The following is a 21753-nucleotide window of genomic DNA, read 5'->3' on the forward strand; positions in this document are numbered from 1 at the left end:
ACGCTTGCGTCCGAGGTGCAGTCTGTCTACCTTCCCGACCATCGGCAAGCTTCGACACGAACAAAGGGTGGGAACCCATGAGACAGCGCAGTCTCACCGCCGTCGTGTTGGCCGCCGTCCTCGCCGCGACGACCGGATGCACGGTCGAACGCCACTGGGGCGGCAACACCACCACCGGCGGGAGCGGCAAGGCCAAGGTCGGCTTGGTCACCAAGACCGACACCAACCCCTACTTCGTGGCGCTTCGCGATTCCGCGAGAGCCACCGCGCAGGCCAACGGCGCCGACTTCAACGCCCTCGCCGGGCAGTTCGACGGGGACAACGACGGCCAGGTCCGCGCCATCGAGAACCTCATGCAGCAGGGCGTGACCACGATCCTGATCACGCCCAGCTCCTCGACCGGCGTGCTGAAGGCCATCAAGGACGCCCGCGACGCGGGGGTCCTGGTCATCGCCCTCGACACCGCCACCGAACCGCCGGACGCCGTCGACGCCACTTTCGCCACCGACAACTTCGCGGCCGGCGAGCAGCAGGGCGCGTACGTCAAGGCCGCGCTCAAGGGCGTCCCGCCCAAGCTGCTGATGGTCGACGGCACCGCGGGCAGCTCGGTCGACACCCAGCGCCACGGCGGCTTCCTCAAGGGCATCGGGCTGACCGACGGCTCGCCCGAGATCAAGGGGCACACCGCCGCCAACGGCGACCAGAGCCTCGCCCAGCAGGGCATGGAGAACCTGCTCCAGCGCAGCACCGACATCAACGCCGTGTACTCGATGAACGAGCCGATGGGCCGCGGCTCCTACGCGGCGCTGCAGGCCCGCGGGCTCACCGGGCAGATCGTGATGGGCTCGATCGACGGCGGTTGCGAAGGCGTCCAAAACGTCAAGGACGGCCAGTACGCCGCGACCGTCATGCAGTTCCCCAAGAAGATGGCCGAGCAGGGTGTGCTCGCGGCCGTCGAGTACGCGAAGACGGGGAAGAAGCCCACGGGCTTCCTCAACACCGGTTCCGCCGTGATCACCGACAAGCCGATGCCCGGGGTCGAAAGCCACGACACCGCGTGGGGCCTGCAGAACTGCTGGGGAGGAACGAAGTGACTACGGCAACCGTTGCTCGTCCATCCACAAAGGAACGCGAGTCGCTGGGCGAGTTCCTCCTCCGCGCGCCCGCGGTGGGCCCGGCGCTCGCGCTGGTCGTCGCGATCGTGGTGTTCTCGCTGGCCACGGACACGTTCTTCGACCTCGACAACCTGTCCACGGTAGTCCAGCAGTCCCTGGTCGTCGGGACCCTCGCGCTGGGCCAGACGCTCGTCATCCTCATCGCGGGCATCGACCTGTCGAACGCGTCGTCGATGGTCGTCGCGACGCTGATCATGGCGAAGCTGGCCGCGGCCGGCACGAACGGGTTCGTCGCGCTGCTGGCCGGGATCGTGCTGACGGTCATCGTCGGCATGTTCATCGGCGGGCTCGCGACGCGCGTCAAGCTCCCGGCGTTCATCATCACGCTCGGCACGTTCACCATGCTCACCGCGGTGTCGAAGCTGATCGCGGGCGGCCAGGCCGTCCCGGTGACCGACGGGCTGCTGCAGTGGCTCGGCACCAAGCGGTACCTCTTCGGCGGCATCCCGATCACGTACGGCATGACGCTGGCGCTGCTGATGTACCTCGGTGTCTGGTACGCGCTCACGAAAACCGCGTGGGGCAAGCACGTCTACGCGGTCGGCAACGCGCCGGAGTCCGCACGGCTGTCCGGCATCAAGGTCAACCGCACGGTCCTCTCGGTGTACATCGTGGCCGGGCTGGCCTTCGGGCTCGCCGCGTGGCAGGCGCTCGGCCGGACGCCGAACGCCGACCCGAACCAGTTCCAGCTCGGCAACCTCGACTCGATCACCGCCGTCGTCCTCGGCGGGACGAGCCTCTTCGGCGGCCGCGGCTCGGTGCTCGGGACGCTGATGGGCGCGCTGGTCGTGGCGGTGCTGCGGTCGGGGCTGACGCAGATGAACGTGGATGGCAACTACCAGGACCTCGCCACCGGCGCCCTGCTGATCGCCGCCGTTGTGGTGGACCGGATCGCGAGGAGGCAGCAGCAGTCATGACCGAACCGATCCTGCAGGCCCGTGGCCTGGTGAAGCGCTACGGCCGGGTGACCGCCATCGACGGCGCCGACTTCGACCTGCTGCCCGGCGAGGTGCTCGCCGTGGTCGGCGACAACGGCGCCGGGAAGTCGTCGCTGATCAAAACCCTGTCCGGAGCGGTGATCCCGGACGAGGGTGAGATCAAAGTGGACGGTGAGACCGTTCACTTCAAGTCCCCTTTGGACGCCCGGCACTACGGGATCGAGACGGTGTACCAGGACCTCGCCGTCGCGCCCGCGCTCGACATCGCGTCGAACATGTTCCTGGGCCGGGAGAAGCGGCTGAGCGGCCCGTTCGGGCTGTTCCGGAAGCTCGACACGGCGACCATGCGGTCGGAGGCGCAGCGGATCCTCGACGAGCTGGGCATCAACATCAAGTCGATCACCCAGCCGGTCGAGACGCTCTCCGGTGGTCAGCGCCAGGGTGTCGCCGTCGCGCGGGCCGCGGCGTTCGGTACCAAGGCCGTGATCATGGACGAGCCCACCGCCGCGCTCGGGGTCGCCGAGTCCGGCAAGGTGCTCGACCTGATCGGCCGGATCCGCGACCGCGGCCTGCCGGTGGTGCTGATCAGCCACAACATGCCGCACGTGTTCGACATCGCCGACCGCATCCACGTGCACCGCCTCGGCAAGCGCGTCGCGGTCGTCTCGCCGAAGACGCATTCGATGAACCAGGTGGTCGGCCTGCTCACGGGTGCGTTGCGGCTCAACGAGAACGGCGAGATCGAAGAAGCTGCGGCCGCGACCCACGTGGCCGGTTTGAAGTGAAGGTGCTGCTGGCGGGTTTGTGCACCGTGGACGTCGTCCAGCGGGTCACCGAGCTTCCGGCGCCGGGTGAGAAGGTGCAGTCGTTGCGGGTGGACGTCGCGGCCGGTGGGCCCGCGACGAACGCCGCGGTGACGGCCGCCGCGCTCGGCGCCGAGGCGACCCTGCTGACCGTCCTCGGCGCACACCCGCTGGCGGCGCTCGCCCGCGCCGACCTCGAAGCGCACGGTGTGCGCGTCGTCGACCTGGCCCCCTCACTCACCGACCCACCGCCGGTCAGCGCGGTGGCCGTCCGCGACCGCGACGGCGAACGCACCGTCATCTCCCGCAACGCCGCCGAGTGGCACTTTCACGTGAAAGTGCCGCTTTCCGAGGCTCGTGGGGCTGATGTGGTGCTGGTGGACGGGCACTATTCGGAACTGGCGCTGGCCGTCGCGCGGGAAGCGGAGGCGCCGGTCGTGCTGGACGCCGGGAGCTGGAAACCCGTGCTCGACGAGCTCCTCCCGCTGGTCGACGTCGCCGCCTGCTCGGCGCACTTCAAGGCGCCGGGACCGGGGCTGCACGAGCGGGGCGTGCCGACCGTCATCACCACCGCGGGGCCCGGCCCGGTGCGGTGGTCCACTGCGGACGGACGCTCGGGTGAGGTGCCTGTCGCCGACGTGGAAGCGCGAGACACACTAGGTGCGGGAGACGTCTGGCACGGCGCGCTCGCCGTGGCCGTGACGCGCGAACCGACGGTGACGGACCGGATCCGCTTCGCCAACGAGGTGGCCGCCGAACGGGTGCGGCATGTGGGACCGCGGTCGTGGACGACCGCGATCGCAGGAAGGAACAGGACATGACGGCGTTCGACGACCTGCTGGCCCGGGCCGAGGGCCTGACCGTGCGCGGGCAGCGCAACGTGCTGGGCATCATCGGCGCGCCCGCCTCCGGCAAGACCACGCTGGCCTGGGCGCTGGCCAACGCGCTCGGCTCGCGCGCCGCCGTGGTCGGCATGGACGGCTTCCACCTGGCGCAGGTCGAGCTGCGCCGGCTCGGGCGCGCCGAGCGCAAGGGCGCGCCGGACACGTTCGACGCGGCGGGCTACTACCACCTGATCCGCCGGCTCGCCGAAGGCCGCGAGACGGTCTACGCGCCGGAGTTCCGCCGCGAGATCGAGGAGCCGATCGCCGGCGCGGTCCCGGTCGCGCCCGAGGTCCAGCTCGTCATCACCGAGGGCAACTACCTGCTGCTGCCGGACGACCCCTGGAGTGGGATCCGGCCGCTGCTCACCGAGGCCTGGTTCCTCGCGCCGGACGAGCCCGAGCGCATCGAACGCCTGGTGTCGCGCCACCGCCGGTACGGCCGCTCGCTGGTCGAGGCCCGCCAGCGCGCACTCGGCTCGGACCAGCGCAACGCCGACCTCATCTCGCAGACGCGGGACCGCGCGGACCTGGTGCTGGAGAACCTGCCGCTGGTCAACTTCGCGCTGTGAGCGTCCTGGTCGTCACCGGCGGCAGCCGGGGGATCGGCGCGGCCATCTGCACGCTGGCGGGCTCGCGCGGCTACGACGTCGTCGTGAACTACTCCGGTGATCCCGCGCCCGCCGCGGACGTCGTCGCGCGGGTGCGTGCGTCGGGGCGCCAGGCGGTCGCGGTCCGCGCGGACGTCTCGGACGAGGACGACGTCCGCGCGCTGTTCGACGCGGCCGCGGAGCTGGGGCCGGTGACCGGGCTGGTCAACAACGCCGCCATCACCGGGAACACCCCCGGACGGCTCTCGGACTACGAGGTCGACGTCGTCCGCCGGACGTTCGAGGTGAACGTCACGGGGGTGTTCCTGTGCTGCCGCGAGGCGGTCCGCCGCATGACGGACGGCGGCGCGATCGTCAACATCTCCTCGACGGCGGCCCGCACGGGCTCGGCGGGCGAATGGGTGCACTACGCGGCGTCGAAGGCCGCGGTGGACACACTGACGTTCGGCCTGGCGCAGGAGGTCGCGGCGGCGGGGATCCGGGTCAACGCCGTAGCGCCGGGGATGATCCACACCGGGCTGCACGAGGCCGCCGGCCTGCCGGACCGGATGGCGAAGTACGCGCCGCAGATCCCGATGGGCCGCGCCGGCCAGCCCGCCGAAATCGCCGAAGCGGTGCTGTTCCTGCTGTCGCCGGCGTCGTCGTTCACGACGGGCGCGGTGCTGGACGTCGGTGGCGGCCGGTGACCGATCGACCACTTTTCGTGCAACGTGAATGACCTTCGGTCACCGGCGTCCGCCTGCTGAGACTTCCGGAGACGGCGAGATCACGATCGGACGGGGAACTTGGTCACCGCCGTTTAGGCGAGCGAACGCTGTGCAACGCTGGGGAGCCGCCACGCGAAAGGACGGCTTCGAAAGCCATGGCAAAACTCATGTCCGTGCACCACCTCGCGCTCACCGTGACCGATGTGGACCGCAGCGTCCCGTGGTACGCCCGGGTCCTCGACCTCGAGGAGGTCACCCGGCGCGAAGAGCCGGACACGGGGCTGCGGAAGGTGGTGCTGAGGTCCGCGGGTGACGAGTTCTCCGTGGTGCTGGTGCAGCACGCCGACACCGGCAGACGCGGGTTCGACGAACGCAGAGCCGGCCTCGACCACGTCGCCTTCAAGGTCGGCTCCACGGCCGAGCTGGCCGAATGGGAGGAGCGCCTCGCGGAGTTCGGCGTCTCGTACCTCCCGACGGCGCCGTCCCGCACCTTCGAGGGCTCTTACGTGGTGATCTTCCGCGACCCGGACGGCATCCAGCTCGAGATCTGGGCCGACCCCGAGCTGTGAGTCAGGCGCGGGCGTCGTCCGTCTCTTCGACCGGGCGGCGCATCTCCTGGCGGTAGCGCAGCACGCCGTAGCCGGTCCCGAACACGAAGAACACGATGCTGATCCACAGCGCCGCCGTCTTCAGCCACGGCAGCGCGTCCAGCAGGCCGGCGCCGTAGTAGCCGAGCAGGACCAGCGTCGGAACCCACAGCAGCCCACCCAGCGCCGTCGCCGCCATGAAGCGGCGGGGGTCCATGCGGGCCGCGCCCGCGATCAGCGGGGCCAGCGTGCGGATCCACGGGATCCAGCGGGCCGCCACGATCGCGAAGAACCCACGCCGGTCCAGGAACCGCTGGGCGCGGTCGAGGGCCTGGCGGTTGAGCACCTTGCCGTCGCGGCGGGCGATCAGTTTCGTGCCGCTGGTGCGCCCGATGTAGTAGCCGATCTGGTTGCCGAGCACGGCGACGACCAGCGCGGCGCCCGACAGCAGCCACGCGTTCAGGTCCGAACCGTGCTGGGCCAGCACCACACCCGCGCCGAACAGCAGCGAGTCGCCGGGCAGGAACAGCCCGATGATCAGCGCGCACTCGACCAGCACGAAGCTCAGCACGATCACCCAGACGAGCAGCGGACCGGCCGTGTCCAGCCAGCTCACGCCGACGCCCGCGGCCTCGATGCTCACGACGTTCACCCCCCGAGCCTACGGGGCGCAGGTGAACTCCCCGCGGCCAACGGCCGAATCGAGCCGCCCGGAAGATTCCGCCCCCACGAACCGTGAAGGCCCCCTCACCAGCGGTGAGAGGGCCTTCCGGAGCCAGGTGGCTCAGAACTGCGGCAGCGACTCGCCCTGCACCGCTTCGATGTCCAGCTCGACCTTCACCGTGGTGCCGACCGCCGCGACCCCGGCCCGGACCATCGCGCTGTAGTTGATCGCGAAGTCGTTCCGGTGCAGCGTCGTCTCGGCGTGGAACGCCGCCCGCACGCCGCCCCACGGGTCCGGGCCCCAGCCGCCGTAGGTCAGCTCGAGCTCGATCTCGCGGCGCTCGCCGTGCAGCGTCAGGTCACCGACCAGCGTCCACGAGTCCACGCCGCGCTGGCGCAGCCCGGAGCTGGTGAACGTGATCACCGGGTGGACGTCGACGTCGAGGAAGTCCGGCGAGCGCAGGTGGTCGTCCCGCATCCGGATGCCGGTGTCGATGCTCGCCGCCTTGATCTCGGCGTGCACCGTCGAGCGCTCGGCCGGGCGGCCGATCTCGATCCGCCCGGACACGTCCGGGAACCGCGCCTTGATGCTCGCGATGCCCAGGTGCCGCGCGGTCGCGACGACCGACGTGTGCATCGGGTCGATCACCCACGGCCCGGCCGGCGGCAGGTCGATCGCCTCGGCGACCGGCGCCAGCACGACGTCGCCGAGCGAGCCGGAGCCGTCCGAGGCGACCTGCGCCATCCGGGCGACCGGGGTGTACCCGGCCGCCGTGACGACCGCGGTGTAGCTGCCCGGCGCGAGCGCGTCGGTGACGACCTCGCCGCGGACGTCCGCCGCCTGGCGGGTGACCTGCCGCCCGGCCGGGTCGGTGACGGTGAGCACCGCGTGCTCCACCGCCCAGCCCTCGGCCGTGCGGAAGGTCGCGCGCAGGCCCGTCATGACCGGTCGACCAGCTCGTCGAAGGCCTGGTCGTAGCTCAGCTTGACGTCGTGGTCCGCCTCGCCGCCGGTCAGCTCCACCTGGCTGGTCGCCGGCGGGTAGCCGCTCGCGACCACGGTGTACGCGCCCGCGGGCAGGTCGCTCACGACGTACCGGCCTTCGCCGTCGGTCCGCGCGACCGCGGCCACGTTGCCCTCGGGGTCGAGCACGGTGATCCGCGCGTCCGGGACGACCTTGTCGCCTTCGGTCCGCGCGACGCCGGTGAGCTGCACCGAGCTGGACAGCTCCAGGTCGTGGCGCAGCACGCCGCTGTCCGGCACGGTCAGCGTCACCGCGACGGGCCGGTAGCCCGCGCCGCTGGCGACCAGGGTGTAGGCCCCGGCGCCGACCCCGACGAAGGCGTAGGTGCCGTCCGCGGTCGTGATGAACGCGCCGTTCACCTCGCCCCGGCCGTCGGTCAGCGTCACGGTCACGCTGGCCAGCGGGGAACCGGTCGAGGCCGCCCGCACGGTGCCGGTCAGCTCGCCGGACCCGGTGAGCGTGACGTCGACCGTCGCCGGCCCGTTGCTGATCACGACGCTGGAGGCCTGCGGCTGGTGGCCGTGGGCCGCGACGATCAGGACGTACGCGCCCGGGCCCTGGCTCGGCACCGAGTAGCTGCCGTCCGGGGCGCCGGTGGCCCGCGCGACCTGACGGCCGCGCTGGTCGATCAGGGTCAGCGCGGCGCCCGAGACGTGGCTGCCGTCCTGGCGGCGGACGTGCCCGGTCACCGGCACGCCACCCGCGCCGAGGGGGACGTCGATCTCGGAGTCCGCGACGGAGTTCGTGATCGGCAGCGCACCCGACACGGCCTGGTAGTCACCGTGGCCGTTGGTGCTCAGCGCGTGCTTCCCGCCGCCGACCAGGGCCGGTTCGCGGTCGACCGGGTGCACCGGCTCGACGATCTCGGTGGGCTCGTCGGCGAAGTCGTGCTCGTGCTCGTCGAGCAGCGCCTCGCCGCCCTCCATCGTCGCCGCGGCCGGGGCCGCGTTGGTCAGCGGGATCTCCTTCATGAACAGCAGGACGATCGTGGCCAGCAGCGCCACCGCGCCGGCGATGTAGAACACCGTGGTGATCGATTCGGTGAAGCCGATCAGCACCGGGGTCCTGATCGCCTCCGGCAGGTTCTGGATGCCGCTGGTGTCCCCGGACAGGCTGCCGATGCCGGCGCCCGCGCCTTCCGGCAGCTTGCCGCCGAACGCCTTCGTGATGTTGGGCAGCAGCGTGTTGAACAGGACGGTCAGGAAGATCGCGACACCGGCGGTGCCACCGATCTGGCGGAAGAACGTCGCCGACGCGGTCGAGACGCCCATGTCGCTGCGCGGGCCCGCGTTCTGCACCGCGATGATCAGCGTCTGCATGCACTGGCCGAGGCCGAGGCCGATGATGGCCGCCGCGACCAGCGGGTGCCACAGCGGCGAGTCGTACTTGACCTGCGCGAAGAAGAACGCGCCACCGGCGATCAGGATGGTGCCGACGATCGGGAAGATCTTGTAGCGCCCGGTCTTCCCGGTGAGCCGGCCGGACACGATCGAGCTGAGCATGATGCCCGCCATCAGCGGCAGCATCAGCAGCCCGGACTCGGTCGGCGTGTAGCCCTGCACGACCTGCATGAACTGCGGGATCATCGTGATCGCGCCGAACATCGCGACACCGACGATGACGCCGCCGATGATCGCCACGGTGAACGTCGAGTTCTTGAACAGCCGCAGCGGGATCAGCGCGGCTTCCTTCATCAGCCGCTCGACCAGGATGAACGCGATGACGCCGACTCCGCCGATGATGTAGCAGAGGATGGCCTTCTGGTCGCCCCAGCCCCACTTCTGGCCCTGCTCGGCGACGATCAGGAACGGCACGACCGCGACGATGAGCGTGAGCGCGCCCCACCAGTCGATCTTGTGCTCGTGGCGCTCGTGCGGGACGTTGAGGACCTTCGCGACGACGAACAGCGCGATGATGCCGATCGGGACGTTGATCAGGAAGACCCAGCGCCAGCCGTGCAGGCCGGCCAGGTTGTCGATGCCGGCGAAGAAGCCGCCCAGCACCGGGCCGAGCACGGTCGACAGGCCGAACACGGCCAGGATATAACCCTGGTACTTCGCCCGCTCACGCGGCGGCACGATGTCGCCGAGGATGGTCATGGCCAGCGACATCAGGCCGCCGGCGCCCAGGCCCTGAACCGCGCGGAACGCGGCGAGCTCGTACATCGACGTCGAGAAGGTCGACGCGGCGGAACCGGCGACGAAGATGCCGATCGCGGCCAGGTAGAACGGCTTGCGGCCGTAGATGTCGGACAGCTTGCCGTAGATCGGCGTGACGATCGTCGAGGTGATCAGGTACGCCGTGGTCGCCCAGGCCTGCAGGTCGAAGCCGTGCAGGTCGTTGGCGATCTTGACGATCGACGTGCCGACGATGGTCTGGTCGAGCGCGGCGAGGAACATGCCGCACATCAGGCCGCTCAGGATCGTGACGATCTGGCGGTGGCTCAGCCGGGGCGGCTGACCCACCTCGGGTTGAGCGACTGCTTCGGTGGTGGAACTCATGCGTTGGCCCCCTTGGCCGGTGCACCGGCGGACGCTGCGGCGTCGGCCAGCTGTGGAGAGTGGTTCTCGATACCTGTGTTGAGTCGGCCGAACAACTTGTTCAGGGTCTGGATCTCCCCTTCGGTCCAGTCCCCGAGCACGTCGGCCAGCCATTGGTTGCGCTGCTTGCGGTTCTCTTCGAACACCCGCATGCCCTCGCTCGTCGGGGCGAGCAGGCAGGCCCGGCCGTCCTCGGGATCGGCCTGGCGCTCGACCAGGCCGTGCTGGACGAGGGAGCTCGACTGCCTGCTGATCGTGGAGATCTCGGAGTGGAGCGAGTCGGCGAGCCGGCTGGTGCGCTGCGGGCCCTCGTGGATGAGGGTGAAGAGGATCGCGTAGGCCGCTCGTTCGATGCCGTCCGGACCCTGCTTGGACACCTGCGACTTCGCCTTGTTGATCAGGCGGACCAGGCGCACCAGCTCGTGGCCGAGCTGGTCGGCGAGGTCGAGCTCGGCGGTCGGCCGGGTGGCGGAGCTGTTCGGTGCCATGGCGATCCTTCACACGCGGGCGGCGTTGGTTGGCGGCTGCAACTAGTTGCCTCCGGCAAGGATGTGCCTTCATCAGCGGTTGTGCAAGCGGAGCGTGGCCGATGTGTCGGAACACACTTTAGTTGCCGTATGCAAGCAGATTTCTCCCGGGTTGCGCGGGGAACAACGGCCGCCGTCGCCGGTTGGAAAGGGTATGACCGACGACACAGCGCTGAAGGACTTCCTCGCCAGTCACCGCCACGGCGTCCTGGCCACGATCCGCCGGGACGGGCGGCCCCAGCTGTCCACGATCACGCACCTCTACAACGCGGAGACCGACACGATCACCGCGTCGATCACCGAGACACGGGCGAAGACGAAGAACATGCGCCGCGACCCGCGGGTCACCTACCACGTCGGCAGCGAGGACGGCTGGAGCTACGTCGTCGCCGAAGGGCGGGCCACGCTCACGCCGCCGGCCGCGGCCCGGGACGACGAGACCGTGGAGGGCCTCGTCGACTACTACCGCCGGGCCTCGGGGGAGCACCCGGACTGGGACGAATACCGCGAGGCGATGGTGACCGACCAGCGCGTTCTGCTGACGGTGCACATCGACAAGGTGCACGGCCTGATCCGCTGAACCGGCAGAATCGAAACAAAACTTCCGCAGTGCGGACTATCCGGGCTTACCATGGGGGCATGGGCAACGATGCACTGGTCACCCGGCTCCGCGACCTCGTCGGCAAGAGCGCCGTGCTCACCGACGCCGACGTCACCGCCTCCTACTCGCGCGACATGATGCCGCTCGCGCCGTCCGGCGAACCGCTCGCCGTGGTGCTGCCGTCGAGCACCGAGGAGGTGCAGGCCGTCGTCAAGGCGTGTGCCGAAGCGCGGGTGCCGATCGTGCCGCGCGGCGCGGGCAGCGGCCTGTCCGGCGCCGCGAACGCCATCGACGGCTGTGTGGTGCTCTCGCTGGTCAAGCTCGACCGGATCGTCGAGATCGACGCCGGGAACCGGCTGGCCGTCGTGCAGCCCGGCGTGGTCAACCTGGACTTCCGCAACGCCGTCGAGAAGGACGGGCTGTTCTACCCGCCGGACCCGTCCAGCTACGACTGGTGCACGATCGGCGGCAACCTCTCCACCAACGCCGGCGGGCTCTGCTGCGTGAAGTACGGCGTCACCACGGACTCGGTCCTCGGTCTGGAAGTCGTCCTGGCCGACGGCTCACTCCTCAAGACGGGACGGCGCACGGTCAAGGGCGTCGCCGGCTACGACCTGGCCCGCCTGTTCGTCGGCAGCGAGGGCACGCTCGGCGTCATCACCCAGGCGACGGTGCAGCTCAAGCCCCTGCCCCAGGCCCCGGCGACGTTCGTCGCGGGCTTCACGACCACCGAAGCCGCCGGCGAGGCCGTCGCCCGGGTGGTGCGCGAAGGACTCGTGCCGTCGTTGCTGGAGATCATGGACGCGTCGTCGATCAAGGCGTCCGAGATGTACCTGAAGACGGACCTCGGTGCGGGCTCGGACTGCCAGGCGCTGCTGCTGGGCCAGTCCGACGCCGGCGGCGAGGTCGCGCGCCGCGAGCTGGCCGCGTTGGAGCAGATCTGCGTCGACTGCGGCGCGGACCTCGCTTACACGACCGAGGACCTCGAAGAGGGCCGGATGCTGCTGCAGGCCCGCCGCGTCGTGCTGACGGCCCTGGAGACGTACGGCCTCTGGCTGACCGACGACGTCTGCGTCCCGCGCACCCGCATCGCCGAGCTCATCCGCGGCTGCGAAAAGGTGAGCTCCGAGGTGGGCCTGCGCATCGCGGTGGTCGGCCACGCCGGCGACGGCAACATGCACCCGACGATCGTCTACCAGCCCGACGACCCGGACGAGTTCGCCCGGGCCCAGCGCGCGTTCGACGAGATCCTCGAGGTCGGCCTGTCCCTCGGCGGCACGGTGACCGGCGAGCACGGGGTCGGCAAGATCAAGCGCGAGTGGCTGGAGCGGGAGATCGGGCCGGTCGGGATGCGCGTGCACCGGCAGATCAAGCAGGCGCTGGACCCGGAGAACCTCTTCAACCCGGGGTCGATGTTCTCGATGACCTAGTCGGGTACTACGTCCGAGTACTACAATGGCTTCATGAGTCAGGTGGCTGTGCGCGAGCTGAACCAGGACACCGCCGGTGTGCTGGCCAGGGTGAAGGCCGGCGAGGATGTCGAGATCACCGAGCGCGGTACGGTCATCGCCCGCATCGTTCCCGCGCAGCCGAGTCCGGTCTCGGCGCTGATCGCTTCGGGAAAGCTGCACCCGGCCTCGGTGGACGGGCCGATGCCGCGCCCCCACGGACCTGTCCGTACCGATCTTGAAGCCGGGCAACTGGTCAGCGCGCTCCGCGACGACGAACGGTACTGATGATCTACCTGGACACGGCCGCGCTGGTGAAGCTGATCCGGCACGAAGCCGAGAGCGAGGCGCTGGTCGACTGGCTGGACGAGCGGCAGGGCACCCTGCTCGTGACGTCGGCGCTGGCCGAAGTCGAAGTGTCCCGGGCTCTCCTGCGCAGCGATCCCGGTCTGCTGCCCGATGTTCCGGCCGTGCTGGCGCGGGTCGCCAAGTACGAGATCGACGACCTGGTGCGCCGGACCGCGGCCGCCTATCCGTCGCCTGACCTGCGTTCGCCGGACGCGATCCACTTGGCCACGGCGCACGCCGTGTTCGGCAGGCAGCTGACCTCGTTCGTCACTTACGACCAACGTCTGCTGGCCGTCGCCGAAGCGATCGGGCTGCCGATCGCCAGCCCCGGCGCAGCCGGTTAGTCCTTGATGCGGGGGATGCGCTGGGTGACCTCGGGGTCCGCCTCCGCCAGCGCCTTCTTCTCGCGGCGGGACTTCAGGAACTCCAGCGCGATCGGCACCACCGACACCAGGACGATGAGCACGAAGATCGCGTCGACGTTGTCGCGGATGAAGCCGATGTTGCCGAGCAGGGACCCCAGGACCGTGATGCCCGCGGCCCACAGGATGCCGCCGATGACCGTGTACGTGAAGTAGCGCTTCGGGTCCATGCGGCCGATGCCCGCGATCCACGTGATGAACGTCCGGACGAACGGGACGAACCGGGCCAGCACGACCGCCTTCGGGCCGTGCTTCTCCAGGAACTCGTGGGTCTTGTCGACGTACTCGCGCTTGAAGAACTTCGAGTCCGGCCGGTTGAACAGCTTGGGCCCGACGAAGTAGCCGATGTAGTACCCGACGACGTTGCCGAGCAGGGCCGCGACCGTCACCAGCACGCAGACCAGCCACAACGGCGCGTCGAGCGTGCCGTTCGCGATGAAGAGGCCCGCCGTGAACAGCAGGGAGTCGCCGGGCAGCACCGGGAAGATGCTGCTCTCGATGAAGATGATCAGGCAGAGCACCGCGATGACCGGCGTGGTCAGGCCGCTCAGCAGGTGCTGCGGGTCCAGCCATGACGGCAGCAGGGACATCGTGTTGACCGTGCTCTGGGCGAGAATCACCTCAAAAACGGTACAGGGTCACCCTGAGTCGTCACTGAGACCCGGTCAGACCAGCGTGAGCAGCCCCACGACGGACCCCGCCGCGAGGCCCAGCAGCACCGCGAGCATGAGGATCCAGTACACCGGCAGCTGCGCCGCCTGCCGGACCGGGAGCGGTTCCGGGCGCGGTGCGTAGGCGGTCGGGGCGTCGGCGGCCGCGTCGAGGGCCGCCCGCTCGCGCTCCAGGGAGTCCGCGCCGGCGCCCGAGAGCAGCCCGTACGCCGAGGGCAGCTCGTTGATCGCGCTCGTCGGGACCGCGTCGGTGCCCGGCTCCGGCGGCGACGCCGGCAAAGACGAAGACGCCTCCGAAGGCGGCGGCGACGCCTGCGGGGCGAAGACGGCTTGCGCGCGAAGGGCGTCCGCCAGCAGTTGCTCGGGGTCCTTCGGCTCGCTCATCTCCGCCCGTCCGTCGTAGGAAGCTACGTGCTCAAGGTAGCCGTACCCACCTCGGCGACCCATTCACCCCGGCGCAGCACCTTCGCCGGCCGCAGGTCCTGGTCGAGGACGACGATGTCGGCCGCGTACCCGGGGCAGAGCATCCCGGTGTGGCCGGCGATGCCGAGCAGCTCGGCGGGCCGTTGCGACGTCGCGTGCACCGCGTCGAGGATCCCGAGTTTGGCACCCCGGACGAGGTTGCGGAAGGCGGTGTCCATCGTCAGGGTGCTGCCGGCCAGCGAACCGTTGTCGGCGAGGGTGGCGACGCCGTCGTGCACGTCGACCTCGAGACGGCCGAGCGTGTAGCGGCCGTCGGCGGCGTCGGTGGCCGACATCGCGTCGGTGATCAGCACCGTCCGGTTGCGGCCGGCGTGCTTCGCGGCCAGGCGCACGACCGTCGGGTGCAGGTGCACCAGGTCGCAGATGAGCTCGATCGTGATGCGCTCGTCGTCGAGCAGGGCCCCGATCGGCCCCGGCTCGCGGTGGTGCAGCGGCCGCATGCCGTTGAACAGGTGCGTCGCGACCGTCGCGCCCGCGTCGATCGCCGGCAGCAGCTGCTCCTCGACGCCGTCGGTGTGCCCGATCGCGGCGATGACGCCCGATTCGGCCAGCTGCCGGACAGCCTTGATCCCGCCGTGCAGCTCCGGGGCGATGGTGACCATCCGGATCGCGCCCTGGCCGGCGCGCAGGAGCTTCTCGACCGTCCCGGTGTCCGGTTCGAGCAGGGTTTCCGGATCGTGCGCCCCACACCGGGCCTTCGAGATGAACGGCCCCTCCAGGTGGATGCCCGCGACCTCGCCGTCCTGGGCGAGCTCACGCAGCGCGGCAACCTGCTCACGCAGGATGTCCACCGGATCGGAGACCAGGCTGGCGAGCATGGTCGTGGTGCCGTGACGGCGGTGCGCCCGCACCGCCGTCAAGAGCTCCTCGGGATCGAGGGAGGTGAACGAAGCACCTCCCCCGCCGTGGCAGTGGGTGTCGACGAATCCTGGCACGACCAGTGCCCCGCCGACGTCCACGTGCTCGCCGGACGGCGGGGTCCCCGAACCCACGCCGGCGATCCGCCCGTCGGAGACGGCTACCCAGCCGTCGTCGAGTACACGGTCCGGGGCGGCGACCCGGCCGCCCATGATCACAAAATCTCCGGCGCCTCTCACGTACCCCAGCATATATTGGTCTGGACCAAGCATGGTGATACGACTCAGTGATCGGAATGGTCCACCCGGGTCACTGTGGGGCCTGCATGGCCTTCTGGAGTGCCTCGAGAGCCCGGCTGGCTGTCGACTTGACGGTACCCTTGGAGATGCCCGCGGCCTCAGAGATTTCGGCCTCGCTCAGCCCACCGTAGTAACGCAGCACCAGCACCTCGCGCTGGCGCGGCGGCAGCTTGGACAGCGCGCTGACCACGGCCTGGTGCTCGCTGGAGAGCATCGCGAGGCTCTCCGCCGACCGGGCGTTGACCGCGTGCGGCGGCACGTACTCCCGCGCGGTCTTGCGCCGGCGCAGCACGCTGCGCGACCCGTTGACCACCGCGGTGCGCAGGTAGCCGACGGCCGCCGCGGCGTCCCGGAGCCGTCCCCAGTTGCGATGCAGGCCGGTGAAGGCCTCCTGGACGACGTCTTCCGCGGTCGCGGGCTCGTCGACCAGCAGGATCGCCAGCCGGACCAGCCGCATGCGGTGCTGGCGGTAGAGGTCTTCGAGGGTCAGCGGCGCCGGCGTCTGAGCCGGGGCCGGACCGTCCATGACCCGCAGGTGGCCGAGGGTCGCCTCGACACTGCGTTCCGCATTGCCCTCGAGCATGAACCCCTGCCTGTCCTCGACCCCGGTTTGCACGGTGTGCCGCGTCAGCAGGTTCACGGTATTCACAGCGCTCACACAGGTACTGACGCACGCCCAGCCTATCGGGTTGGCCTGTCGCCGCCACAGATCGGATGCTGGGACACGACGGTGACCCGGGTAGCGTCGGTCCCGTCCCGCCCCCGCCCGACCCCGGAGATCCACATGGCCTGGTACCTCGTCGAAATCACCTACGTCCAGGAGAAGATGCCGGAGGTCCGGCCCCGGCACCGCGAGTTCCTGCGGAACCTGGCCGCGGACGGGCGTGTCGCGGTCGCCGGGCCGCTGGGCGACGGCTCCGGCGGCATCACGCTCTACCAGGCCGACGACGAGGCGCACCTCAAGGAGACGATCGACCAGGACCCGTACTTCCTGGAGGGCGTGGTCGCGGAGCGGTCGATCCGCGAGTACAAGCCGGTCATCGGCGCCTGGGTGCCCGACGCGTCATAGGTCGAGCACGGCGGTGCCGCGGTCGACGCAGAGCCGCATCGGCTCGCCGTCGGCCGTCGGCACCGCGCAGGTCCCGCAAAAACCTTGGCGGCACGAGTACGCCGTGCCGGGCCGCGCTTCGAGGACGACGTCGAGCGCGCTGCGGTCGGCCGGGACGTCGAGGACCAGCCCCGACCCGCGCAAGGTCAGCCGGAACGGCTCACCCGCGACGATCGGCGGCGGCGCGAACCGCTCGAAGTGCACCGCGCCCCTGGTCAGGGCCAGGTCGACGCGGACGCCGGTGATCATCGGCGCCGGGCCGCAGCAGTACACCGCCGCCCCTTCGGGCAGATCTTCCAGGAGCTCCGCGCCCGAGGCCGGGATGCCGTAGTCGGTGTCGGGCCGGATCCGGACGCGTTCGTCCCCGTCCAGCTCGTCGAGGAACGGCATCGACGAGCGGCTGCGGCCGGTGTAGACCAGCCGCCAGTCCGCGCCTCTCGCGGCGGCGGCGCGGACCATCGGCAGGATCGGCGTGATCCCGATGCCGCCCGCGATGAACAGGAACGGCCCGTCGCCGACGAAGGGGAACGCCGTCCGCGGGCCGCGCACGGTGACGCGTGTCCCCGGGCGCAGCGCGTGGACCTCGGTGGACGCGACACCGATCTTCCGCACGGCGATCCGGTAATGGTCCTTTTCCGACGGGTCGCCGCAGAGCGAGTACTGCCGCACCAGGCCGGACGGCAGCACGAGGTCGATGTGCGCGCCGGGTCGCCACGCGGGCAGTGGCACGCCGTTCGCGAGGCGCAGGCCGACCACGCCTTCGGCCTCGGACCGCACCTCTTCGACCACCAGGTGCAGGTTCCGGTCCACGGCACGCACCGGCGGTCGCCGCTTCCCGCTGAACTGCGACATCCGGCGGTAAACGCCCACGACTCCGACCAAAGTGGACATGAGCCGGTCGGTCCGGTCACTCCCGTCCAACCGCGTCGGCCGGCCAAGCCCCGCACTTTCACGTGAAAGTGCGAGGCCCAGGTGGGCACTTTCACGTGAAAGTGCCGCTTCCGGTTTGGTCACTCCGCCGCCCGGGCGGCGGGTGAGGCGGCCAGGTACGCCACCGCCTGCTCGGTGCTCCCGGTCTCGGTCGGGTGATAGCGCTTTCGGAAGTACGGCCGGATCTCCCGCGCCAGCTGACGCCCGGTCGGCAGCAACCCACGTTTCGCCGCCCGGCGGTAGCCCCGCAGCGACGCGCGGCCGGGCCGGGTCGGATCGTTACGCATCAGATATCGCGTGCCACGCGCGAAGACCCAGGCGAGTACCGGCGTCACCGCGGCCATGCTGCGGACGCGGCGCGTGTACCGGCCGTCGAGGTGCATGAACAGGTCGAAGGCGACGGACCGGTGCTCGACCTCTTCGGCGCCGTGCCAGCGCAGCAAGTCGAGCATCACCGGGTCGGCGCCGGCCCGCTCCAGGGGCGCGTCGAGCACCCACTGGCCGAGGAACGCGGTGTAGTGCTCGATCGCGGCGACGATGCCGAGCCGTTCGACGAGCCACTCCTCGGCGGCCCGGCCGGTCAGGTCCCGGTCGCCGAGCAGCTTCCGGAACAGCCACTCCATCTGCGCGATGAACGGCCGCACGGGCACTCCCGCGGCCTCGAGGTGCGTCGCGGCGCCGTCGTGGGCCTCGGCGTGCACGGCCTCCTGGCCGATGAACCCGAGGACGTCCGCCTTGAGCCGCTCGTCGCGGATCAGCGGCACGGCCTGCTTGAACACCTCGACAAACCAGCGCTCGCCCTCGGGCAGCGCCAGGTGCAGCACGTTGATCGTGTGCGTCGCCTGCGGCTCGCCGGGGATCCAGTGCATCGGCAGGCTCGCCCAGTCGAACTTGACGTCGCGGGCGTGGAGGACGAGCTGCTCTTCCTCGGCCGTCACGACGCGCGCCCGGAAAGCTCGTAGTCGGCGGGGTCCACCTTCCGCGTCTCCAGCCAGTAGCGCCAGGTGAAGCCGGGCCAGATCGTCCGGTTCACGCCCTTGGCGTCGAGGTACCAGCTCTTGCAGCCGCCCTGCGTCCAGACGCCCTTGACCAGCTTGTCCTGGATGTCCTGCTGGAACTTGTCCTGCACGCCGGGCCGGACGTCGACCGCCGCGGCGCCGCGCGAGTCGGCGAGCTTGATGGCGTCGACGACGTACTTCGACTGCGACTCGATCATGAAGACCACGGAGTTGTGGCCCAACGCGGTGTTCGGGCCGAGCAGGAAGAACAGGTTCGGGAAGCCGGAGACGGTGATGCCCTTGTGGGTCCGCATCCCTTCGACCGCCCACTCCTTGGCGAGGTTGCGGCCGTCGGCGCCGGTGATGTCGAGGTACTCCAGCGCGTCGGTCACCTTGAAGCCGGTGCCGTAGATGATCGCGTCGACCTCGTGCTCGACCCCGGCGGAGTCGACGATCGAGTGCGCCTTGACCTCCTTGACCCCGGCCGTGTTCACGTCGACGTTCGGCCGGCTCAGCGCCGGGTAGTAGTCGTTGGAGATCAGGACGCGCTTGCAGCCCATGGTGTAGTCCGGCGTGACCTTCTTGCGCAGCGCGGAGTCCTTGATGCCCTTCGCGATGTTGCGCTTCGCGATCAGCTCGCCAGCCTTCATGATCCCCGGGTGGCCGTTGAAGCCGACGGCGCGGACCTCGAGCAGCCAGTACAGCGCGTTGCGGTAGAGGCGCTGAGCGCCGGGGACGCGCTTGAACAGCGTCTGCGCCCAGTCCGGCATCGCGTGGTCGGGCTTGGGCATGATCCACGGCGGGGTGCGCTGGAAGAGCGTCAGCTCGGCGACGTCCGGGGCGATCTTCGGGACGAACTGGACCGCGCTCGCGCCGGTGCCGACCACGGCGACCTTCTTGCCACGCAGGTCGTACTCGTGGTTCCACTGCGCCGAGTGCCAGGTCTGGCCCTTGAACTTCGTGATCCCGGGCAGCTCGGGGACCTGCGGGATGTGCAGGCCGCCCACACCGGAGACGAGGAACTGCGCCGAGAACTCGCGGCCGTCCTTCGTGGTCGCCGTCCAGCGGCGTTCCTTCTCGTCCCAGTGCGCGTCGGTGAGCTCGACGCCGAAGCGGATCTTCTCGCGCAGCCGGTACTTGTCCGCGACACCCTTGAGGTAGTCGAAGATCTCCGGCTGCGGCGAGAACGACCGCGACCAGCTGGGGTTCTGCTCGTACGAGAACGAGTACATGTGCGACTGCACGTCACAGGCGCACCCGGGGTACGAGTTGTCGCGCCAGGTGCCGCCCACCTCGGCGGCCTTCTCCAGGATCACGTAGTCCCGGATGCCGGCCTTTTCGAGCTGGATCGCCTGGCCGAGCCCGGAGAACCCGGTGCCCACGATCACGACCTTGAACCGCTCGGTCATCTGTCTCGGCCTCCGCTGCTTCGAGGAAACTGCGGAGATGACGTTACCTCAAGTAACAGTTACTTGGAAGTACTACCTACCGACTAGTACGTCCCGCCGAGCTTCGTGTGGTCCCAGCTGACGATCTTCGTCGGGTGGAAGACCAGCCCGATCCGCTTGGGGGCCTGACCTGCGATGAAGGCGCTCAGTTCGGACGGTACGGGGTCTCCCGGCTTCGCGCCCGCGTACCGCTGCATGAGCGTGATGCCCATCCGGGTGACCTCGTCGGTGTCCTCGACGAGCTGGACGTCGGCCTCGAGCGAGACGCCGCGGAGCTTCTCGTAGCTATCGCCGTCCTCGATGAGCACGGTGGCCTCCGGCAGCCGCCGGAGGTTCTTCGCCTTCTGCGATGTGCCGTACGTCCAGGTCGCGACGCCGTCCTCGTGCGGGAAGTACCAGAGCGGCGCGAGGTGTGGGCGGCCGTTCGGGCCGACGCTGGCGACGTTGATGACCTTCTGCTCGCCGAGGTACGCGCGCACCTCGTCCTCGGTCATCCGGATCCGGTCACGACGGGACATCTTCACCCCTTGGTGGCGGCTCGCCCACCGTGGCCGGTGACCGCCGACTCGAACGCGCCGCGCGCCTCGATGTCGGCCAGCGCGGCCTTGTCCGCCGAAGGTACCCGGCTGCGGGACCCGATTTCGATGATCGGCGGGAGGAACGCGCGGAGCAGCTTGAGGCCGCCGACCCAGCGCGGCACGTGGATGGTCCGGGCGCGCTTGAGGATGCCCGCTTCGAGGTTGTCGAGGGCGACGTCCAGCGGGTAGGTCTTGCCGATCAGGCCGGGCATCGACGAGCGGAGCTTGCCGAACACCGGGTGCGCGTCGGCGCTTTCGACCAGGTCGGTGCGGATCCACGTCGGGTGCGCGACGCCGACCTTGACACCCAGGTGGGCGACTTCGGCGCGCAAGCTGTTGGAGAACGCTTCGACGCCGGCCTTCGCGGCGGCGTAGTTCGCCATGCCCGGCGCGTGCGTGATCGCGGCGAGGCTGGAGATGGCGAGCAGGTAGCCCTTGCGGTTGATGACGTGCGGCAGCGTGACGCGGAACGTGCGCCAGACGCCGAGCAGGTCGACCTCGATGACCTTCTCGAACGCGGCCCGGTCGACCGAGCGGACGAAGCCCGCGGTCGCGATGCCGGCGTTGGCGATGACGATGTCGATGCCGCCGAAGTGCTCGACGACGCCGGCCGTGGCCGCTTCGAGGGCGTCCCAGCTCGTGACGTCGGCTTCCCAGGAGTGCGCGTTCGCGCCGATGCGGTCGGCGACCTTCTTCTGCTCTTCGGCTTCGAGTCCGACGAGGGCGACCTTCGCGCCGCGCGCGGCGAGCCGTTCGGCCAGCCCGGCACCGATGCCGCGCGCGGCACCGGTGATCAGCACGACCTTGCCGTCGACCTTCTTGGTGCCGCTGAGCAGCGAAAACGGGTTGGCCACGGTGCCCTCCTAGATGTCACTTGAGGGCACCGTACCTCAACTTACCCATAGTAAGCTACCCGAGAGTAGTGGGGGGGGGGGGGGGGGGGGGGGGGGGGGGGGGGGGGGGGGGGGGGGGGGGGGGGGGGGGGGGGGGGGGGGGGGGGGGGGGGGGGTTGGGGGGGGGGGGGGGGGGGGGGGGGGGGGGGGGGGGGGGGGGGGGGGGGGGGGGGGGGGGGGGGGGGGGGGGGGGGGGGGGGGGGGGGGGGGGG

25 protein-coding genes are annotated in these 21753 nt (G+C 70.3%); 12 read left to right on the forward strand and 13 right to left on the reverse strand.

The genetic code is table 11. From position 1 onward, the window contains the following. Positions 1–77 precede the first annotated feature (77 nt). The 7 genes from ACZ61C_RS15335 (at position 78) to ACZ61C_RS15365 (ending at position 5684) form a co-directional block, all read left to right on the forward strand. On the forward strand, positions 78–1094 hold the full coding sequence (locus ACZ61C_RS15335) for a substrate-binding domain-containing protein (protein WP_465306948.1): 1017 nt from the start codon (positions 78–80) through the stop codon (positions 1092–1094). Then, positions 1091–2092, forward strand: a complete 1002-nt coding sequence (locus tag ACZ61C_RS15340) for an ABC transporter permease (protein ID WP_465306950.1) — start codon at positions 1091–1093, stop codon at positions 2090–2092. Before ACZ61C_RS15335 ends, ACZ61C_RS15340 begins: the two co-directional genes overlap by 4 nt. Continuing rightward, on the forward strand, positions 2089–2898 hold the full coding sequence (locus ACZ61C_RS15345) for an ATP-binding cassette domain-containing protein (RefSeq protein ID WP_465306952.1): 810 nt from the start codon (positions 2089–2091) through the stop codon (positions 2896–2898). Before ACZ61C_RS15340 ends, ACZ61C_RS15345 begins: the two co-directional genes overlap by 4 nt. A 2-nt stretch (positions 2899–2900) precedes the next feature. Next, positions 2901–3737 carry a PfkB family carbohydrate kinase gene (locus tag ACZ61C_RS15350; RefSeq protein WP_465307056.1) on the forward strand — a complete coding sequence of 279 codons (837 nt, stop codon included), beginning with the start codon at positions 2901–2903 and terminating at the stop codon, positions 3735–3737. Continuing rightward, positions 3734–4369, forward strand: a complete 636-nt coding sequence (locus ACZ61C_RS15355; protein WP_465306954.1) for a nucleoside/nucleotide kinase family protein — start codon at positions 3734–3736, stop codon at positions 4367–4369. Before ACZ61C_RS15350 ends, ACZ61C_RS15355 begins: the two co-directional genes overlap by 4 nt. After that, complete coding sequence (locus ACZ61C_RS15360; RefSeq protein WP_465306956.1) at positions 4366–5094, forward strand: SDR family NAD(P)-dependent oxidoreductase; 729 nt, start codon at positions 4366–4368, stop codon at positions 5092–5094. The genes ACZ61C_RS15355 and ACZ61C_RS15360 overlap by 4 nt, the downstream gene beginning before the upstream one ends. Before the next feature lie 176 nt (positions 5095–5270). Beyond that, positions 5271–5684, forward strand: a complete 414-nt coding sequence (locus tag ACZ61C_RS15365; protein ID WP_465306958.1) for a VOC family protein — start codon at positions 5271–5273, stop codon at positions 5682–5684. A 1-nt stretch (position 5685) separates the two neighbouring features. On the opposite strand, the gene ACZ61C_RS15370 is transcribed toward ACZ61C_RS15365, so the two are convergent. From ACZ61C_RS15370 to ACZ61C_RS15385, 4 genes are all read right to left on the reverse strand, one after another. Then, complete coding sequence (locus tag ACZ61C_RS15370; protein ID WP_465306960.1) at positions 5686–6354, reverse strand: DedA family protein; 669 nt, start codon at positions 6352–6354, stop codon at positions 5686–5688. Positions 6355–6486: 132 nt separating this feature from the next. After that, positions 6487–7308, reverse strand: a complete 822-nt coding sequence (locus ACZ61C_RS15375; RefSeq protein WP_465306962.1) for a YceI family protein — start codon at positions 7306–7308, stop codon at positions 6487–6489. Beyond that, on the reverse strand, positions 7305–9890 hold the full coding sequence (locus ACZ61C_RS15380) for an MFS transporter (RefSeq protein ID WP_465306964.1): 2586 nt from the start codon (positions 9888–9890) through the stop codon (positions 7305–7307). The genes ACZ61C_RS15375 and ACZ61C_RS15380 overlap by 4 nt, the downstream gene beginning before the upstream one ends. After that, positions 9887–10417 carry a MarR family winged helix-turn-helix transcriptional regulator gene (locus ACZ61C_RS15385; RefSeq protein ID WP_465306966.1) on the reverse strand — a complete coding sequence of 177 codons (531 nt, stop codon included), beginning with the start codon at positions 10415–10417 and terminating at the stop codon, positions 9887–9889. Before ACZ61C_RS15385 ends, ACZ61C_RS15380 begins: the two co-directional genes overlap by 4 nt. Positions 10418–10610: 193 nt before the next feature. Between ACZ61C_RS15385 and ACZ61C_RS15390 the strand changes: the two genes are divergently transcribed. The 4 genes from ACZ61C_RS15390 to ACZ61C_RS15405 are packed head-to-tail and all read left to right on the forward strand — an operon-like array spanning position 10611 to position 13197. Continuing rightward, positions 10611–11036: a PPOX class F420-dependent oxidoreductase gene (locus ACZ61C_RS15390; RefSeq protein WP_465306968.1), complete on the forward strand. Its 426-nt coding sequence runs from the start codon at positions 10611–10613 to the stop codon at positions 11034–11036. Between the two features lie 59 nt (positions 11037–11095). Then, the gene (locus tag ACZ61C_RS15395; protein WP_465306970.1) at positions 11096–12487 is read left to right on the forward strand and encodes an FAD-binding oxidoreductase; all 1392 of its coding nucleotides are present in this window, start codon (positions 11096–11098) and stop codon (positions 12485–12487) included. A 33-nt stretch (positions 12488–12520) separates the two neighbouring features. After that, a complete protein-coding gene (locus ACZ61C_RS15400) occupies positions 12521–12793 on the forward strand; it encodes a type II toxin-antitoxin system Phd/YefM family antitoxin (RefSeq protein ID WP_465306972.1) in 273 nt (90 codons plus the stop codon). Beyond that, complete coding sequence (locus ACZ61C_RS15405; RefSeq protein WP_465306974.1) at positions 12793–13197, forward strand: type II toxin-antitoxin system VapC family toxin; 405 nt, start codon at positions 12793–12795, stop codon at positions 13195–13197. The genes ACZ61C_RS15400 and ACZ61C_RS15405 overlap by 1 nt, the downstream gene beginning before the upstream one ends. Here the strand turns inward: ACZ61C_RS15405 and ACZ61C_RS15410 are convergent. The 4 genes from ACZ61C_RS15410 to ACZ61C_RS15425 all read right to left on the reverse strand — a co-directional run bounded on the left by ACZ61C_RS15410 (position 13194) and on the right by ACZ61C_RS15425 (position 16169). Beyond that, positions 13194–13895, reverse strand: a complete 702-nt coding sequence (locus ACZ61C_RS15410; protein ID WP_465306976.1) for a DedA family protein — start codon at positions 13893–13895, stop codon at positions 13194–13196. The genes ACZ61C_RS15405 and ACZ61C_RS15410 overlap by 4 nt on opposite strands. A gap of 45 nt (positions 13896–13940) precedes the next feature. Then, positions 13941–14330 (reverse strand): hypothetical protein, encoded by a 390-nt coding sequence (locus tag ACZ61C_RS15415; RefSeq protein WP_465306978.1) that lies wholly within the window; start codon positions 14328–14330, stop codon positions 13941–13943. Between the two features lie 23 nt (positions 14331–14353). Continuing rightward, the gene (gene nagA / locus ACZ61C_RS15420) at positions 14354–15505 is read right to left on the reverse strand and encodes an N-acetylglucosamine-6-phosphate deacetylase (RefSeq protein WP_465307058.1); all 1152 of its coding nucleotides are present in this window, start codon (positions 15503–15505) and stop codon (positions 14354–14356) included. A gap of 91 nt (positions 15506–15596) precedes the next feature. Further along, positions 15597–16169 (reverse strand): RNA polymerase sigma factor, encoded by a 573-nt coding sequence (locus ACZ61C_RS15425; RefSeq protein ID WP_308677894.1) that lies wholly within the window; start codon positions 16167–16169, stop codon positions 15597–15599. Positions 16170–16370: 201 nt separating this feature from the next. On the opposite strand from ACZ61C_RS15425, the gene ACZ61C_RS15430 reads away from it, so the two are divergent. Beyond that, positions 16371–16655: a YciI family protein gene (locus ACZ61C_RS15430; protein WP_465306980.1), complete on the forward strand. Its 285-nt coding sequence runs from the start codon at positions 16371–16373 to the stop codon at positions 16653–16655. On the opposite strand, the gene ACZ61C_RS15435 is transcribed toward ACZ61C_RS15430, so the two are convergent. From ACZ61C_RS15435 to ACZ61C_RS15455, 5 genes are all read right to left on the reverse strand, one after another. Then, positions 16650–17585, reverse strand: coding sequence for a PDR/VanB family oxidoreductase (locus tag ACZ61C_RS15435; RefSeq protein WP_465306982.1), 936 nt, complete (start codon positions 17583–17585; stop codon positions 16650–16652). The two genes, ACZ61C_RS15430 and ACZ61C_RS15435, sit on opposite strands and share 6 nt — an antisense overlap. A gap of 119 nt (positions 17586–17704) precedes the next feature. Continuing rightward, entirely contained in the window at positions 17705–18562 is an 858-nt protein-coding gene (locus ACZ61C_RS15440) for a metal-dependent hydrolase (RefSeq protein WP_465306984.1), read from the reverse strand. Next, positions 18559–20031: a flavin-containing monooxygenase gene (locus ACZ61C_RS15445; RefSeq protein WP_465306986.1), complete on the reverse strand. Its 1473-nt coding sequence runs from the start codon at positions 20029–20031 to the stop codon at positions 18559–18561. Before ACZ61C_RS15445 ends, ACZ61C_RS15440 begins: the two co-directional genes overlap by 4 nt. Before the next feature lie 83 nt (positions 20032–20114). Then, positions 20115–20588 carry a pyridoxamine 5'-phosphate oxidase family protein gene (locus ACZ61C_RS15450; protein WP_465306988.1) on the reverse strand — a complete coding sequence of 158 codons (474 nt, stop codon included), beginning with the start codon at positions 20586–20588 and terminating at the stop codon, positions 20115–20117. A 2-nt stretch (positions 20589–20590) separates the two neighbouring features. Then, a complete protein-coding gene (locus ACZ61C_RS15455; protein ID WP_465306990.1) occupies positions 20591–21502 on the reverse strand; it encodes an SDR family oxidoreductase in 912 nt (303 codons plus the stop codon). Positions 21503–21753: the final 251 nt, after the last annotated feature.

It is taken from the genome of Amycolatopsis sp. NPDC104587, from assembly GCF_055583645.1.

Coding starts and splice junctions, on each gene's coding strand:
- ACZ61C_RS15385 (WP_465306966.1), bottom strand. CDS start 10,417: ATGGCACCGAACAGCTCCGCCACCCGGCCGACCGCCGAGCTCGACCTC.
- ACZ61C_RS15450 (WP_465306988.1), bottom strand. CDS start 20,588: ATGTCCCGTCGTGACCGGATCCGGATGACCGAGGACGAGGTGCGCGCG.
- ACZ61C_RS15355 (WP_465306954.1), top strand. CDS start 3,734: ATGACGGCGTTCGACGACCTGCTGGCCCGGGCCGAGGGCCTGACCGTG.
- ACZ61C_RS15445 (WP_465306986.1), bottom strand. CDS start 20,031: ATGACCGAGCGGTTCAAGGTCGTGATCGTGGGCACCGGGTTCTCCGGG.
- ACZ61C_RS15380 (WP_465306964.1), bottom strand. CDS start 9,890: ATGAGTTCCACCACCGAAGCAGTCGCTCAACCCGAGGTGGGTCAGCCG.
- ACZ61C_RS15430 (WP_465306980.1), top strand. CDS start 16,371: ATGGCCTGGTACCTCGTCGAAATCACCTACGTCCAGGAGAAGATGCCG.
- ACZ61C_RS15335 (WP_465306948.1), top strand. CDS start 78: ATGAGACAGCGCAGTCTCACCGCCGTCGTGTTGGCCGCCGTCCTCGCC.
- ACZ61C_RS15365 (WP_465306958.1), top strand. CDS start 5,271: ATGGCAAAACTCATGTCCGTGCACCACCTCGCGCTCACCGTGACCGAT.
- ACZ61C_RS15400 (WP_465306972.1), top strand. CDS start 12,521: ATGAGTCAGGTGGCTGTGCGCGAGCTGAACCAGGACACCGCCGGTGTG.
- ACZ61C_RS15395 (WP_465306970.1), top strand. CDS start 11,096: ATGGGCAACGATGCACTGGTCACCCGGCTCCGCGACCTCGTCGGCAAG.
- ACZ61C_RS15390 (WP_465306968.1), top strand. CDS start 10,611: ATGACCGACGACACAGCGCTGAAGGACTTCCTCGCCAGTCACCGCCAC.
- ACZ61C_RS15425 (WP_308677894.1), bottom strand. CDS start 16,169: ATGCTCGAGGGCAATGCGGAACGCAGTGTCGAGGCGACCCTCGGCCAC.
- ACZ61C_RS15405 (WP_465306974.1), top strand. CDS start 12,793: ATGATCTACCTGGACACGGCCGCGCTGGTGAAGCTGATCCGGCACGAA.
- ACZ61C_RS15345 (WP_465306952.1), top strand. CDS start 2,089: ATGACCGAACCGATCCTGCAGGCCCGTGGCCTGGTGAAGCGCTACGGC.
- ACZ61C_RS15435 (WP_465306982.1), bottom strand. CDS start 17,585: ATGTCCACTTTGGTCGGAGTCGTGGGCGTTTACCGCCGGATGTCGCAG.
- ACZ61C_RS15375 (WP_465306962.1), bottom strand. CDS start 7,308: ATGACGGGCCTGCGCGCGACCTTCCGCACGGCCGAGGGCTGGGCGGTG.
- ACZ61C_RS15415 (WP_465306978.1), bottom strand. CDS start 14,330: ATGAGCGAGCCGAAGGACCCCGAGCAACTGCTGGCGGACGCCCTTCGC.